11 protein-coding genes are annotated in these 13,850 nt (G+C 67.2%); 2 read left to right on the forward strand and 9 right to left on the reverse strand.

The window, feature by feature from the left end:
* Nucleotides 1–2: 2 nt before the first annotated feature.
* Together lptE and leuS are read right to left on the reverse strand one after the other, a co-directional pair.
* Nucleotides 3–491 carry an LPS assembly lipoprotein LptE gene (gene lptE / locus ABV408_RS08145; RefSeq protein ID WP_353981914.1) on the reverse strand — a complete coding sequence of 163 codons (489 nt, stop codon included), beginning with the start codon at nt 489–491 and terminating at the stop codon, nt 3–5.
* Between the two features lie 94 nt (nt 492–585).
* The gene (leuS, locus tag ABV408_RS08150) at nt 586–3,171 is read right to left on the reverse strand and encodes a leucine--tRNA ligase (RefSeq protein ID WP_353982211.1); all 2,586 of its coding nucleotides are present in this window, start codon (nt 3,169–3,171) and stop codon (nt 586–588) included.
* 334 nt (nt 3,172–3,505) lie between these two features.
* On the opposite strand from leuS, the gene ABV408_RS08155 reads away from it, so the two are divergent.
* Nucleotides 3,506–4,054, forward strand: coding sequence for a zinc ribbon-containing protein (locus ABV408_RS08155; protein WP_353981915.1), 549 nt, complete (start codon nt 3,506–3,508; stop codon nt 4,052–4,054).
* A gap of 181 nt (nt 4,055–4,235) precedes the next feature.
* Here the strand turns inward: ABV408_RS08155 and ABV408_RS08160 are convergent, their stop codons facing one another.
* From ABV408_RS08160 to miaB, 7 genes are all read right to left on the reverse strand, one after another.
* Nucleotides 4,236–5,639 (reverse strand): MFS transporter, encoded by a 1,404-nt coding sequence (locus ABV408_RS08160; protein WP_353981916.1) that lies wholly within the window; start codon nt 5,637–5,639, stop codon nt 4,236–4,238.
* Between the two features lie 134 nt (nt 5,640–5,773).
* The gene (locus ABV408_RS08165; RefSeq protein ID WP_353981917.1) at nt 5,774–7,141 is read right to left on the reverse strand and encodes a VOC family protein; all 1,368 of its coding nucleotides are present in this window, start codon (nt 7,139–7,141) and stop codon (nt 5,774–5,776) included.
* Nucleotides 7,142–7,383: 242 nt separating this feature from the next.
* Nucleotides 7,384–8,868: an apolipoprotein N-acyltransferase gene (gene lnt, locus ABV408_RS08170; RefSeq protein ID WP_353981918.1), complete on the reverse strand. Its 1,485-nt coding sequence runs from the start codon at nt 8,866–8,868 to the stop codon at nt 7,384–7,386.
* Nucleotides 8,869–8,940: 72 nt separating this feature from the next.
* Nucleotides 8,941–9,834: an HlyC/CorC family transporter gene (locus tag ABV408_RS08175; protein WP_207034649.1), complete on the reverse strand. Its 894-nt coding sequence runs from the start codon at nt 9,832–9,834 to the stop codon at nt 8,941–8,943.
* A gap of 336 nt (nt 9,835–10,170) precedes the next feature.
* Nucleotides 10,171–10,662 carry an rRNA maturation RNase YbeY gene (gene ybeY, locus ABV408_RS08180; protein WP_353981919.1) on the reverse strand — a complete coding sequence of 164 codons (492 nt, stop codon included), beginning with the start codon at nt 10,660–10,662 and terminating at the stop codon, nt 10,171–10,173.
* Nucleotides 10,659–11,663, reverse strand: coding sequence for a PhoH family protein (locus tag ABV408_RS08185; protein WP_353982212.1), 1,005 nt, complete (start codon nt 11,661–11,663; stop codon nt 10,659–10,661). The genes ybeY and ABV408_RS08185 overlap by 4 nt, the downstream gene beginning before the upstream one ends.
* Nucleotides 11,664–11,909: 246 nt before the next feature.
* Nucleotides 11,910–13,259, reverse strand: a complete 1,350-nt coding sequence (miaB, locus tag ABV408_RS08190) for a tRNA (N6-isopentenyl adenosine(37)-C2)-methylthiotransferase MiaB (RefSeq protein WP_353981920.1) — start codon at nt 13,257–13,259, stop codon at nt 11,910–11,912.
* 250 nt (nt 13,260–13,509) lie between these two features.
* On the opposite strand from miaB, the gene ABV408_RS08195 reads away from it, so the two are divergent.
* Entirely contained in the window at nt 13,510–13,839 is a 330-nt protein-coding gene (locus ABV408_RS08195; RefSeq protein ID WP_035469689.1) for a DUF1820 family protein, read from the forward strand.
* Nucleotides 13,840–13,850: the final 11 nt, after the last annotated feature.

Genomic DNA, 13,850 nt, shown 5'->3' on the forward strand with positions numbered 1-13,850 from the left:
CTTCACGGCGTGTCGAGGGCGGCCAGGCGGTCGATCAACTGGTCGGCGGCCTCGCGGCGCAGGCGCTCGACTGTCTGCTTGCGCATCTCGTCACTGGCGTAGAGGTTGTCGTCCGAGAGCAGGACCGTGGTCGAGGTTTCGAGCTGCTGCTGGCTCAGCAGATAGGCGCCGTCGCTGACACGCTGTACCGAGAAAGGCGCAGTGAGGGTGATCTCGGTTTCACGGCTGCCGGAGTCAGCGCGGGTCAGGCGGCGATCGCGGACCTGCTCGTCGCCCAGATTGAGACGTAGATCGGCGCTGTCGTCGATCCGGGGCCCTGCGCTCTGGAGTCGCTGACGCACGATTTCACTGAACGGCGAGACATTGGCGCTCAGTGCGATGTCGGAGAAGGGCAGTTCGGCCTGCCCGAGGCCGCGGAGCTGGAAGCCGCAGCCCGCCAGCGTGGTCAGTGCCAACGCCATCAGGCCGATCACTACGGGGCGACGCATCATCAGGTAACTCCTTGTCGAGAGCGGCGCCGCCAGGGCGCCGCCGGGGGCGGATGATCCCATCCGCCCGCTGGTTCGGGTTGCGTGGACGCGGGGCTCAGTTGGCGACGATATTGACCAGTTTGCCCGGCACCACGATCACCTTGCGTACGCTCTTGCCTTCGATATGGCGCTGGACGTTCTCCGCCGCCATGGCCTGGGCCTCGATGGCCGCCTTGTCGGCCTCAGCGGGCACTTCGAGGCGCGCCCGCAGCTTGCCGTTGACCTGCACCGCGAGTTCGATGCTGGCCTTGACCAGCGCCTGCTCGTCGACCTCCGGCCAGGTCGCGTCTATCACCGGGTCGGCGTGGCCGAGGGCCTGCCACAGGGCGTGGCAGGTGTGCGGGGTGATCGGGGCCAGCAGCAGCACGCACGCCTCGAGCGCTTCGCGCGCCACGGCCAGGCCCTGGGGCGAGGTGTCGGCGTAGCGGCCGAGGGCGTTGGTCAGCTCCATCACCGCGGCGATGGCGGTATTGAAGGTGGTGCGGCGGCCGATGTCGTCGCCCGCCTTGGCGATCGTCTCGTGGGTCTTGCGACGTAGATCGACCGCGGCGTCGTCGAGCGCGGCCACCTCGAGCGCGGCCGGAGTGCCGGCGGCCAGGTGGTCGGCGGTGAGCTTCCACAGCCGCTTGAGGAAGCGGTGGGCGCCCTCGACGCCGGAGTCGGACCACTCCAGCGACTGTTCCGGCGGGGCCGCGAACATCATGAACAGGCGCACGGTGTCGGCGCCGAAGCGATCGATCATCGCCTGCGGGTCGACGCCGTTGTTCTTCGACTTCGACATCTTCTCGATGCCACCCATCTCCACCGGTTCACCGTCACTGCTGAGGCGAGCGCGCAGCGGCCGACCCTTGTCGTCACGGTCGACTTCGACATCGGCCGGATTGAACCACTGCTTGGCGCCGTTGGCGGACTCGCGGTAGAAGGTCTCGGCGATCACCATGCCCTGGGTGAGCAGGCGCTGGAACGGCTCGTCGCTGCCCACCAGGCCCTCGTCGCGCATCAGCTTGTGGAAGAAACGGGCGTAGAGCAGGTGCAGGATGGCGTGCTCGATGCCACCGATATAGAGATCCACCGGCAGCCAGTAGTCGGCGCGCTCATCGAGCATCGCCTCCGGGTTGTCGGCGCAGCAGAAGCGCGCGTAGTACCAGGAGGACTCCATGAAGGTGTCGAAGGTATCGGTTTCGCGGGTCCAGCCGTCGCCGAGATCGTAGAACGCCGGCATCTTCTTGAGCGGCGAGCCCGAAGCGTCGACTTCGACCTCCAGCGGCAGCGCCACCGGCAGTTCGGCATCGGTGAGCGGTACGGTCTGGCCCTCGGGGCCGTACTTGACCGGGATCGGTGCGCCCCAGTAGCGCTGGCGCGCTACTCCCCAGTCGCGCAGGCGATAGTTGGTCTTGACCTTGCCGCGGCCGAGGGCTTCCAGACGCGCGGCAATGGCATCGAACGCCGCTTCGAACTCGAGCCCGTCGAACTCGCCGGAGTTGATCAGACGACCGTGCTCGGCGTAGGCGCCCTGGCTCAGATCGGGGGCCTGACCGTCGGCGTCGGCGATCACCGGTGCCAGCGCCAGGCCGTATTTGGTAGCGAATTCCCAGTCGCGCTGGTCGTGGGCCGGCACCGCCATCACCGCACCGGTGCCATACTCCATCAGCACGAAGTTGGCGACGAAGATCGGTACTTCCTGGCCGGTGAGCGGATGGATCGCGCGCAATCCGGTATCACGGCCGCGCTTCTCCATGGTCGCCAGCTCCGCCTCGGAGTTACCGCCCTGCTGGCACTCGATCAGGAACTCGGCCAGAGCGGGGTCGCGCTCGGCCGCGTGCTTGGCCAGCGGGTGACCGGCGGCGACCGCCACATAGGTGACGCCGAACAGGGTGTCGGGGCGGGTGGTATAGACGTCGAGCGCGCGCAGGTCATCGGCGAGGCTCTCGCCGGCCACATCGAAGGTGAGCTCCACGCCGCGCGACTTGCCGATCCAGTTGCGCTGCATGGTCTTGACCTGCTCCGGCCACTCGACCTTGTCGAGGTCGGCCAGCAGCTCATCGGCGTAGTCGGTGATCTTCAAAAACCACAGCGGGATCTCCTTGCGTTCGACCCGCGCACCGGAGCGCCAGCCGCGGCCGTCGATCACCTGCTCGTTGGCGAGCACGGTCTGATCGACCGGATCCCAGTTGACCGTGGACATCTTCTTGTAGACCACGCCTTTCTCCACCAGCTTGGCGAAGAACCACTGCTCCCAGCGGTAGTAGTCGACGTCGCAGGTGGCGAACTCGCGGTCCCAGTCGTAGGCGAACCCCAGCGCCTTGAGCTGGCTGCGCATGTAGTCGATGTTGGCGTAGGTCCACTTGCCCGGCGCCACGCCGTTGTTGATCGCGGCGTTCTCCGCCGGCATGCCGAACGCATCCCAGCCCATCGGCTGCAGCACGTTCTTGCCGCGCATGCGCTGGAAGCGGCTGACCACGTCGCCGATGGTGTAGTTGCGCACGTGACCCATGTGCAGCTTGCCGCTGGGGTAGGGGAACATCGACAGGCAGTAGTATTTCTCGCGAGTCAGATCCTCGCTCGCCTTGAAGCTCTGATGCTCGTTCCAGAATTGCTGTGCGGCGCGTTCGATCGCTTGCGGGTTGTAGTGGGCGTCCATCGGTTCGGTCATGCACCTTGCGTTCGGCGTGAGAGAGCGCCAGGCGTCCCGCGAAAAGCTATACTCTGAAGAGACGGAAAGTGTGCGGGGCCGGCGTCGATTTTCAGGCCCACAAGCATACCCCAGACCCGCTGCGGCAGGTAGGGGCGCGCGATGCCGGCCGGCGCTCCGATGGACACCGCCGCGGCCCCACAGCGGGTGCCGCTGGCGGCAGTGAAGCGGGCGTTGCTCCGGCTGCGTACGCAAGGACGTCGCAGCGGACAGACAGCGGTCAACGTGGAACCGACGGTAGTCAACGTGGGACCGACAGTAGTCAACGTAGAAGGAGATGGCCATGACGGAACATCAATCAGCGCCGCAGGACCCGCAGGAGCGTTCGCGCCTCAGTGAGGCCTATGAACGTGTCCTCACGCGGCTGAAGGATGGCGGTGGCGAACTCTCCTGGGAGAGTTTTCAGCGCGAACTCGACGAGGCGGTGGCCTTCGAGGCCGAATTCGAGGAGTTCACCAAGGACGAGATGGCCCTGCTGCGGGCCTGGGTCGAGCGTGACATGCGCGATTTTCGCCAGTTCCTGGCCAAGGGCGGCGAAGGCGTGGCGAGCTGGCTGGGTATCGACCTCGACGTGCTCTCGCGACGGGTCTCGGAGGCGCTGTTCTCGATCGCCGACCGTACCACCATCGACCGTGAGCGCTTCGAGGACGATCTCGAGGCGGCGCGCGCCGACTACACTGCCGGCGAGGTCGCCCTGCCCGGGCGCATGAGCTGTGTGCACTGCGGCGCCGGCGTCACCTTCGCTCAGGTCAAGCGTCTGGAGGCGTGCCACGCCTGCGGCCACCGCTACTTCCAGCGCGACTCGGGCGCACCGCGCTCTACGGCCGACTGAGCCGGGCGCAGATAGTTTTCGTACAGAGCCCAGCGCTTGGCGTGACCCACTCCAGGGCATCCCAGCTCTAGAAATGCAGCGGCCCCGATCTGTCTCGGGGCCGCTGCTTGCTTTGCGCGGTCGTCTCGCGCCCCGGTGGGCGCTCAGTACGTGTTGTTCGCCTCAGCGCGCGATGTTCGTCTCAGCGCGCCAGTGGCTGTTCCCGACCCGGTGTCACCGTGCGCCAGGTCGACTCGTCGGCATCCAGCGCCCGGTCCGCCGTTTCCGGCAGACGCATGCCGCCCCACAGCGCCAGCAGCGTGATCGCGATCAGATAGTAGGCCGGGGCCAGATGGTAGCCGGTGCTGTCGATCAACCAGGTGGCGACCAGCGGTGCGGTGCCGCCGAAGATGGTGTAGGAGACGTTGTAGCAGAGTGCGGAGGCGGTGTAGCGCACTCGGGTGGGGAACTGCTCCGACAGCAGCACCGCGGTGACCACGCCGCAGATCACTGCACCCACGGCCATCAGCGCCGCGCCGATCATCGACGACAGCCACTCGCCGCTGGCGGCCAGGGTGTAGGCCGGGAACACCGCCGCGATTAGCGCGATACCGGCGGAGAGGATGGTGCGCCGGCGCCCGACCCGGTCGGCGTAGCGGCCGATCAGCGGGCACAGCGCGGCGGCGAACAGCAGTGCGCCAAGGCTTGCCAGCAGGGCCGTGGTACGACTCGCGCCGCCGACCACCTGCATGTAGGTCGTGAAGTAGGTGGTGAACATGTAGAACGACAGCGCCGTCGCCGAGATGAAGGCGCTGAGGCAGACGATGGTGGCGCCGTGGGAGCGCAGGGTCTCGCCCAGCGGCGAGTGGGGCACCGCGTGCTGCGCCTTGAGCGCCTGGAAGGCCGGTGACTCATCGAGGCGCATGCGCATGTAGAGGCCGACCAGACCCAGCGGCGCGGCGATCAGAAAGGGCACGCGCCAGCCCCAGTCGGCCATGGCCTGCTCCGAGAGCAGCGTACTGATGGCGTAGGTGAGCGCCGCCGCGGTGGCGAAGGCGGCGAAGGTCGAGACCGGCACGAAACTGCCGTAGCGCGCCTTGCGCGTGCGCGGCGCGTGCTCCATCACGAAGGCGCAGGCGCCGGCGTACTCGCCACCGGCGGAGAAGCCCTGGATGCAGCGCGCCAGGGCCAGGGCCAGCGGCGCCAGCAGGCCGATGCTCGCATAGGTCGGCAGCAGGCCGATCAGGGTCGTGGCGCCGGCCATCAACATCACGGTCATCGCCAGCACCCGCTTGCGGCCGATGCGATCGCCGAGCATACCGAAGAAGACGCCGCCGAGCGGGCGCAGGGCGAACGAGACCGCGAATACGGCGAAGGTCTGCAGCAATGCCAACGACGGGTCGCCGGGCGGGAAGAAGTGATTGGCGATCACCACGGCGAGGAAGCCGTAGACGGCGAAGTCGAACCACTCGACGAAATTGCCGATCGCCGAGGCGGCGATCACCTTGCGCAGCGTCGAAAGATCGACCTGGGCTGCCATGTGACTGGCGTCGGGATGGTCGTTGTTGAAATGGCTGTTGTCGAAATGATTGTTGTTGTTGGGCACGTGCGGTCACTCGCAGGCAGAGGGTTGACCCTCAAGCCTAGAGCCGAACGCCTTGGCCGCGCGCTGCGCCAGCGACGAACACTGTCCCCGCTGCGACCTCGGGGGAAGAGCCGGCGCCTGCGCGCCGGCCAGACTCACTGCCCCAGTTGCTGGCGCAGCCGCTCGCGGGAGTCCTCCTCCAGCCGCGCATAGAGCGCGAACTCATCCAGCACCGGGCGCCCCAGTGCCAGTTCGAAGGCGGCCTGGTTCGACTCGCTGGCATAGGCCGCGTGGCGGGTATCGCCCAGATTGGACTGGAAGATGCCGGCGGCGCTGACTGGCAGGAAGTCCTCGTAGGTGATCGGCAGTGCCTCGACCCAGTGCCGGGCGATCAGCCCCTCCAGATCCGCCGGCGGCGTCTCTCCCGCGGCCAGGGCGGCATGACCGGTATCGCTCAGGCGATAGCGGAAGTAGGCCAGGCCCTGTCGGCGCAGGCTGTCGTGGTCGTCGGGGAACTCAGCGAATACCTCGCCGAGCTGGCGCTGGTGAGTCGCGTTGTCGGTCGCTGGCGGCAACTCACGCGAGCGCGCCAGCAGGGCGTCGTAGCGCTCGCGGCCGGCTCGGGTCAAGGCGATGCCGCGCTGCTCGATCTCGCCGAAGCGTGCGGTATGGGTTCCGTCGTCGCGACCGGCGAAGCGGATCGACTCCTCGAGCGCCTTGAAGCTGGTCTGGCGCAGCAGGATCGGGCAGCGCCGCGGCGGCGGGCCCTCGATCACCGCCTTGGGGTCGATGCCGTAGGCGGGCATCGCCGCCTGGGCGGCGTCGATATCCAGGGTGCGCGGCGTCAGGTGGTTGATGTGCGGGCCGCGGAAGCAGACCACGTCGGCGACCAGACGGTGGGCATCGTGCAGCGCCTGATAGGTGGCGTGGTCGACGGTGGCGTCCTGGTGCCAGCGGAAGGTCTCCAGGATCGCCTCGACGAAGCGTTCGGCCTGGTGGGTGTCGAAGCCCCCCTGGCGCTCGCCGAGATCGAGCAGCTCGCGCGCTTGTGCAGTGAAGATGTCACGTCCGGCGAGGATGGCGGCGGCCTGGCGCCGCAGGTCGTCATCGCTGATCAGCTCGAGGCGCAGCAGCGAGGTGAAGACGCGGAACGGATTGCGCTTGAGCGCCGCCTCGTCGACCGGGCGGAACGCGGTGGAGTGGACCGGAACCCCGGCCTGGGAGAGATCGTAGTAGCCGACCGGCTCCATGCCCATCAGGGCGAAGACCCGGCGCAGCAGCGACAGCTCCTCGGCGGTGCCGACACGGATGGCGCCGTGGCGCTCGACGTCGAGGCGCTCGAGCTCGCCGCCCGCGACCAGCGTCTGCTCCAGCGCCGGGTCCGCCGCCAAGGCCTTGGCGTTGATGTCGGCGACCAGTTCGAGCAGGGTGCCGTACTGCGGCACCTCGTGGCGGTACATGTCGGACATCGCCTGCGAAAAGGCGGTGCGAACCTCGTCGGGGGATACCAGGGAAAGCGTCATGATGGGATGGCTCGATGCGCGAAGGGTGAGTTCAGGGTCCCATCCTTCGCCATCACGGGCGGGCTGACAAGGGCGTGTGGGCGCGCCGGGCCCAATCGATAAAGCCGGGTCGCATTTGCGGAAATGACAGCGTTGGCGGCGCCCGCCGGCGCCGCTTCTCTCGACCCGGCTTCGAGCGCCTTTCACAACCGCTAGATCCGGCGCCCATCGTCAGAGGATTTGGGAATGGGTTCTCAGCGGCCTCAGGCGCGCTGGAAGCGGCGGGTCAGACCCGGCAGCAGCAGCAGCAGCGCAAGCCCCCAGGCCGGCCAGCTGCCGGTGCGCGTGAAGGGCGTCAGCCCGGTCATCGGGACCACCTCGCCGACCACGCTGGCGGGAGTGAACTGGGGCGCGCGTTCGCGCAGCCGGCCCTGGTCGTCGATGATCGCGGTGACCCCGTTGCTGGTGGCGCGGACCACGTAGCGGCCGTTCTCCAGTGCACGCAGACGGGCCATCTGCAGGTGCTGCAGCGGGCCGATCGAGCGTCCAAACCAGGTGTCGTTGGAGACGGTGAGCAGCACGTTGCTGTCACGCGCGCGCTCGGCGACCAGATCCGGGTAGACGATCTCGTAGCAGATGGCGCTGCCGATGGCGATGCCATGGGTCAGGATCGGCGGCTGCGAGTCGGCGCCGGCGCTGAAGTCCGACATCGGCAGGTTGAAGAAGTCGATCACCCCACGCAGCAGGAAGTCGAGCGGCAGGAACTCGCCGAACGGTACCAGGTGCGCCTTGCGGTACTCGCCGCGGGTGGCGCCGACACCGATGATGGCGTTGTAGTAGCGCTCATCGGCATCGCGCTGGACGATCCCGGTGAGCAGCGCGCTCTGCTCGGGCAGCGTTGCCTGCAGCCGCTCCAGATAGGGCAGCGCCTGCTGCGCCAGCATCGGCAGCGCGGTTTCCGGCCAGACGATCACATCGACGTCGTCGGGCAGCTCGCGGGTCATGCGGGTATAGGTGTTGACCGCCTGGCGCTGGCCCTCGGGGCTCCACTTGCTGAGCTGGGGCAGATCGCCCTGGAGCAGTGCGAAGCGAAGCGGGTCGGCGGCCTGCTGGGTCCAGTGGGTCGGCAGCAGCAGCGGCAGCAGCCAGAGCGCGGCGAGGGGGGCCGCGGCCCACCAGCGGCGGCGGCAGAAGGCCACCAGCAGGGTGCCGGAGAGCGCCACGATCAACGACAGCAGATAGACCCCGCCGACCGGCGCCCAGGGCGCCAGCGGCGAGTCGACCTGGGCGCTGCCCAGCAGCAGCCAGGGGAAGCCGGTGAAGGCCCAGCTACGGAAGGCCTCGCCCAGTACCCAGGCGCCGGCGAAGCTCAACACGGCCCAGCGTGGCGTGGTGAAGCGCCGGTAGAGACCGAAGATCAGGGCGTGGAACAGCGCCAGGGTGGCGACGAAGAGCACGGTCAGGAACAGCGCCAGCGGTACCCCGGTGTAGCCGTAGTCGTGGATCGAGACATAGACCCAGGAAGCGCCGCTACCGAACAGCGCGACCCCGAACAGCCATCCGCGCAGGGTGGCCTGGCCCAGGGTCAGGCGGTGCTGGTCGAGGGCCATCAGCGCGACGGCGATCGGCCCCAGCCACCAGAGATGAAAGGGGGCAAAGCTCAGCGTGGCCAGCACCCCGGCGACCAGCGCGGCGAGATAGGCCGGCCATGGGCGGCGGGCGGAGATAAGGGGTAGGGCGGCGGGCATGGGGGCACTCCTTGCGCAAAGTGCCCCTTATATCAGAGTCGCTCGGCGGCGTCGCGGCGGCCGCCGTACGGCTCAGCCCTCGACGTGGCGTGCGCGCTCCTGCTCCAGCGCCGCGGGTACCGGACGCGCCTGCAGCAGGCGGATGCGCCGGTTGTCGGCGTTGAGCACGGTGAAGCGCCACTGGCCTAGATCGGTGTGCTCGTTGCGCCTCGGCAGATGGCCGAAGCGCTGCATGATCAGACCGCCGACGGTGTCGAACTCCTCGTCGGAGAACTCGGTGCCGAACTGCTCGTTGAAATCCTCGATCGGGGTGAGCGCACGCACCGCGAAGGTGCCGTCGCCGAGATCGCGAATGTCCTCTTCCTCGTCGGTGTCGTGTTCGTCCTCGATGTCGCCGACGATCTGCTCGAGGATATCCTCGATGGTGACGATACCGGCAGTACCGCCGTACTCGTCGACCACGACCGCCATATGGTTATGGGTATCGCGGAACTCCTTGAGCAGGCTGTTGAGACGCTTGGACTCGGGCACGAACATCGCCGGACGCAGCACGTCACGCAGCGAAAACGCCTCGCGCTCCTGGCTGTTGCGCTTGAGCAGCGGCAGCAGATCCTTGACCAGCAGGATGCCGAGCACGTCATCCAGGTTGTCGTCGATCACCGGGTAGCGCGAGTGGGCGGTCTCCAGAATGATCGGCAGGCAGTCTTCCGGGCGCTGGTCGACGCACACCGCGGTGACTTGCGAGCGCGGAATCATCACCTCGCGCACCTGCTGGTCGCTGATCTGGAAGGCGCCCTCGATGATGGTCAGGGCGTCCTGGTCGAGGTTGAGCTTGGGCCCCGCTTCACGCAGGAAGGTGAGCAGCTCCTCGCGGGAGCTGGGCTCGTCGAAATCGCTCGAGAAGGTACTGATCAGCTTTTCCAGCCAGGATCGACTGTTCTGGCTACTCGATCGGTCTTCGCTCATGAGTGGGAGTCTCTTGTCCTCGGATGCCGTTGGGGCTGGGTACGAAAACGACACGCGCTACCGGGCCAAGGCTGGCCCGAGAGCGCGTGTCGGTAATGGGGTCTTGCCGCCGGGGCGGCAAAGGAGTCCGGGCCGTGTCCCTGCCGCCGGGCACCGCGTGGCGGAGGCTCGTCGACAGGATCGTCCATCTGGGACGGGCTGGCGTCGGTGCGCTCCCGGCAGGGAGCGGCGTGCGTCGATGTCGGCATGGCGTCGATGTGGTTGCCTGGACGGTCGCTTCGGTAGTCAGTCGAGTACGTCGGTCAAATGCATCAGTCGGTCGAGTCAGTCAGGGCGTCAGGCGTCCGACGCGTCTTCCGACCGCTCCTCCCGATAGGGGTCGGCAATGCCGATCCCGGCCAGCAGAGTGCGCTCCAGCGCTTCCATCTCTTCGGCCTCTGCGTCATCTATATGGTCATAGCCGAGCAAATGCAAGCAGCCATGTATTACCAGATGGGCGTAGTGATCGTGGCAGGACTTGCCCTGTTCGGCGGCTTCGGCGGCCACCACGGCGTGGCAGATCACCAGATCGCCGAGCAGGCCCAGCTCGATGCCCGGCGGCGCCTCGAAGGGAAACGAGAGCACGTTGGTGGGCTTGTCCTTGCCGCGGTAGTCGCGATTGAGCTGTTGGCTTTCGTCACGTTCGACGAAGCGCACGGTGAGTTCGCGGCGCGGCTCCTCGACGTGGTCGAGGACCCGCGCGACCCAGGCCTCGAGGTCGGCGAGGCCGGGCAGCTCGGCGGCGGCCGCGTCGGCCACCGCGACCTGGCGATCGATCTCGAGGGTCACGAGGCACCACCGTCACGCGCGGCGCTGGCTTCCAGACGCGCCTGACGCCGCTCTTCGCGACGCTTGCGATCGGCGGCTTCCTCGCTCGCTTCGTGGAGATCGTAGGCCTCGATGATGCGCTGCACCAGGGGATGGCGTACCACGTCCTTGGGGGCGAACTGGGTAATGCCGATGCCCGCGGTGTCGCGCAGCACTTCGAGCACATGGATCAGGCCGGAACTCGACCCGCGCGGCAGGTCGACCTGGCTGGCGTCGCCGGTGATCACCGCGGTGGAGCCGAAGCCGATACGCGTCAGGAACATCTTCATCTGCTCGCGCGTGGTGTTCTGGCTCTCGTCGAGGATGATGAAAGCGTTGTTGAGTGTGCGCCCGCGCATGTAGGCAAGCGGGGCGATCTCGATGATCTGGCGCTCGATCAGCTTGTTGACCTGTTCAAAGCCGAGCATCTCGTAGAGCGCGTCGTAGAGCGGGCGCAGGTAGGGATCGATCTTCTGCGCCAGGTCGCCGGGCAGGAAGCCCAGCTTCTCACCCGCCTCGACCGCCGGGCGCACCAGCAGGATGCGGCGCACTTCCTGGCGATTGAGCGCCTCGACCGCCGCGGCCACCGCCAGGTAGGTCTTGCCGGTGCCCGCTGGACCGATACCGAAGTTGATATCGTGGCGGCGGATGCTGGCGACATAGCCCTGCTGATTGAAGCCGCGGGGCTTGATCAGCGCCCGCGGCGTGCGGATCAGGATACCGCCTTCCTCGAGATCGCCGGTCTCCTCCTCGAGCGCCTCGATCCCGGATTCCTGCAGATAGAGGTGGACAGTATCGGGGAGCAGCTCCTCGGCCTCGGTCTCACGGTAGAGGTGTTCGAGCACGTTGGCAGCAGCCTTGACGCTGGCCTCGGGGCCGGCGAGCTGGAAGGTGTTGCCGCGGTTGCGCAGCGTCACGCCGAGGCGCGTTTCGATCAGCTTGAGGTGTTCGTCGCGCTGCCCGCACAGGCTGGCGAGGCGCATGGGATCGTTGGGTTCGAGCGTCAGTGACACGACGCGCTGGGCGGACTGGTGGTCTTGAGTCAACGCAGAAGGATCCGTCGATGATGTGAAGTGGAAGCTGTCAGCTTACTGCGACGCTTCCCGCGGGGGCAATGCTCCAGGATAACCAATCTCCCACGGGCGTGGGCCGGCGATGCGCCCGCGACCGGCCGAGCGCGGCGCGGGGTGCGCCGCGTACGGCCGCGGGCCGGTGTCACGGTGGTGGCATCAATAGCGGGCGTCGGAGACCAGCTCGCCGCGCAGCGAGTTGGGCAGCGCCTCGGTGATCGAGACGTCGACGAAATGGCCGATCAGGCGGGTCGGGTCGTCGGCGCGGAAGTTGACCACGCGGTTGTTCTCGGTGCGCCCGGAGAGCTTGCCCGGGTCCTTGGGCGAGAAGCCGGTGACCAGGATGCGCTCGACGTTGCCGACCATGTGCCGGCTGATCTGCTGGGTCTGCTGATTGAGACGGGTCTGCAGCAGTGCCAGGCGCTGCTTCTTGGTCTCCTCCGGCGTGTCGTCGGGTAGTGAGGAGGCCGGGGTGCCCGGGCGCTTGGAGTAGATGAAGCTGAACGAGGCGTCGAAACCGATGCGCTGGATCAGATCCATCGTCTGGGCGAAATCCTCGTCGGTCTCGCCGGGAAAGCCGATGATGAAGTCCGAGGAGAAGCTGATGTCCGGGCGCAGGGCGCGGATACGCTCTAGCTTGTCGATGTACATGTCGCGGCCGTGGCCGCGTTTCATCGCCGCCAGGATGCGATCGGAGCCGGACTGCACCGGTAGATGCAGATGGCTGACCAGCTCGGGGATCTCGGCGTAGGCCTCGATCAGGCTGTCGGAGAACTCCACCGGGTGCGAGGTGGTGAAGCGGATACGGTCGATGCCCTCGACGGCGGCCACGCAGGCGATCAGCTCGGCCAGGTCGATCTCGTCGCCCTCGGCGTCGCGGCCGCGATAGGCGTTGACGTTCTGCCCCAGCAGGTTGATCTCGCGCACGCCTTGTTCGGCCAGATGCACCACCTCTTCCATCACCGACTCGAACGGGCGCGAGACCTCCTCGCCACGGGTGTAGGGCACCACGCAGAAGGTGCAGTACTTCGAACACCCCTCCATCACCGAGACGAAGGCGGTGGCGCCGTCGGACTTGGGCTTGGGCAGGTGGTCGAACTTCTCGATCTCGGGGAAGGTGACGTCCACCGTCTGGATCGGCGTCGCGCTCTTGCTGCGCGCGTCGAGCATCGTCGGCAGCCGGTGCAGGGTCTGCGGACCGAACACCATGTCGACGTGCGGTGCGCGCTTGCGGATGTTCTCGCCTTCCTGGCTGGCCACGCAGCCGCCCACGCCGATCACCAGGTCGGGCTTGGCGGCCTTCAGCTTCTTCCAGCGGCCGAGCTGATGGAACACCTTCTCCTGCGCCTTCTCGCGGATCGAGCAGGTATTCAGCAGGATGACGTCCGCTTCACGCTCGTCGTCGGTCATCTCGAGGCGGTGGGACTCACCGAGCAAATCCGCCATGCGGGCGGAGTCGTACTCGTTCATCTGGCAGCCGTGCGTCTTGATGAAGAGCTTCTTCGTCATGGGTTGCGTTGCGGCCATGCGCGCGTCACCGGTACTCGTGGGGAAAGAGGATAAGAGCGTTTCGCGCGGTGGGGTGTCGCCGTCGAGCGAGATCGCCATCGTCGCGAACGCGGCATTATACGGCCGCCGGCGGCTGGCGGCCAACCCGTGGCGCTCGCAAGCCCATCCGGCTGTGATACCCTTGCGCCTATTTGCGACCCGGACTGCGCTGGTGCTGCCGGGCGCCGTGATGTCGGAGAGTCTTGCGTCTATGTCGTCCAAGCCGGTCTATCGGGTGGTCTTCCACAATCAAGGGGAAGTGTGGGAACTCTACGCCCGCGAGATCTTTCAGAGTGACCTGTGGGGATTCATCGAAGTGGAGGCGTTCGTCTTCGAGGATCAGTCGAAGGTCGTCGTCGATCCCAGCGCCGAGAAGCTGCGGCGCACCTTCGATGGCGTCAGCCGCAGCTACATCCCCTACAGCGCGATCGTGCGTATCGACGAGGTCGAGCGCGGCGGGGTGGCCAAGGCGGTCAAGGCCGAGGGCAATGTCGCCGAATTCCCGCGCCCGATGGCGTGGCCGCCGCGCGAGGACAGCTGAGGTAGAGCCTG

It is taken from the genome of Salinicola endophyticus, assembly GCF_040536835.1.
Classification (GTDB): domain Bacteria; phylum Pseudomonadota; class Gammaproteobacteria; order Pseudomonadales; family Halomonadaceae; genus Salinicola; species Salinicola endophyticus_A.

Bases quoted from the DNA above. Each gene is read 5' to 3' on its own strand.
- ABV408_RS08195 (WP_035469689.1), top strand. From the start codon at position 13,510: ATGTCGTCCAAGCCGGTCTATCGGGTGGTCTTCCACAATCAAGGGGAA.
- ABV408_RS08175 (WP_207034649.1), bottom strand. From the start codon at position 9,834: ATGAGCGAAGACCGATCGAGTAGCCAGAACAGTCGATCCTGGCTGGAA.
- lptE (WP_353981914.1), bottom strand. From the start codon at position 491: ATGATGCGTCGCCCCGTAGTGATCGGCCTGATGGCGTTGGCACTGACC.
- miaB (WP_353981920.1), bottom strand. From the start codon at position 13,259: ATGACGAAGAAGCTCTTCATCAAGACGCACGGCTGCCAGATGAACGAG.
- ABV408_RS08185 (WP_353982212.1), bottom strand. From the start codon at position 11,663: ATGCGCCTCGCCAGCCTGTGCGGGCAGCGCGACGAACACCTCAAGCTG.
- ABV408_RS08165 (WP_353981917.1), bottom strand. From the start codon at position 7,141: ATGACGCTTTCCCTGGTATCCCCCGACGAGGTTCGCACCGCCTTTTCG.
- lnt (WP_353981918.1), bottom strand. From the start codon at position 8,868: ATGCCCGCCGCCCTACCCCTTATCTCCGCCCGCCGCCCATGGCCGGCC.
- ABV408_RS08155 (WP_353981915.1), top strand. From the start codon at position 3,506: ATGACGGAACATCAATCAGCGCCGCAGGACCCGCAGGAGCGTTCGCGC.
- leuS (WP_353982211.1), bottom strand. From the start codon at position 3,171: ATGGACGCCCACTACAACCCGCAAGCGATCGAACGCGCCGCACAGCAA.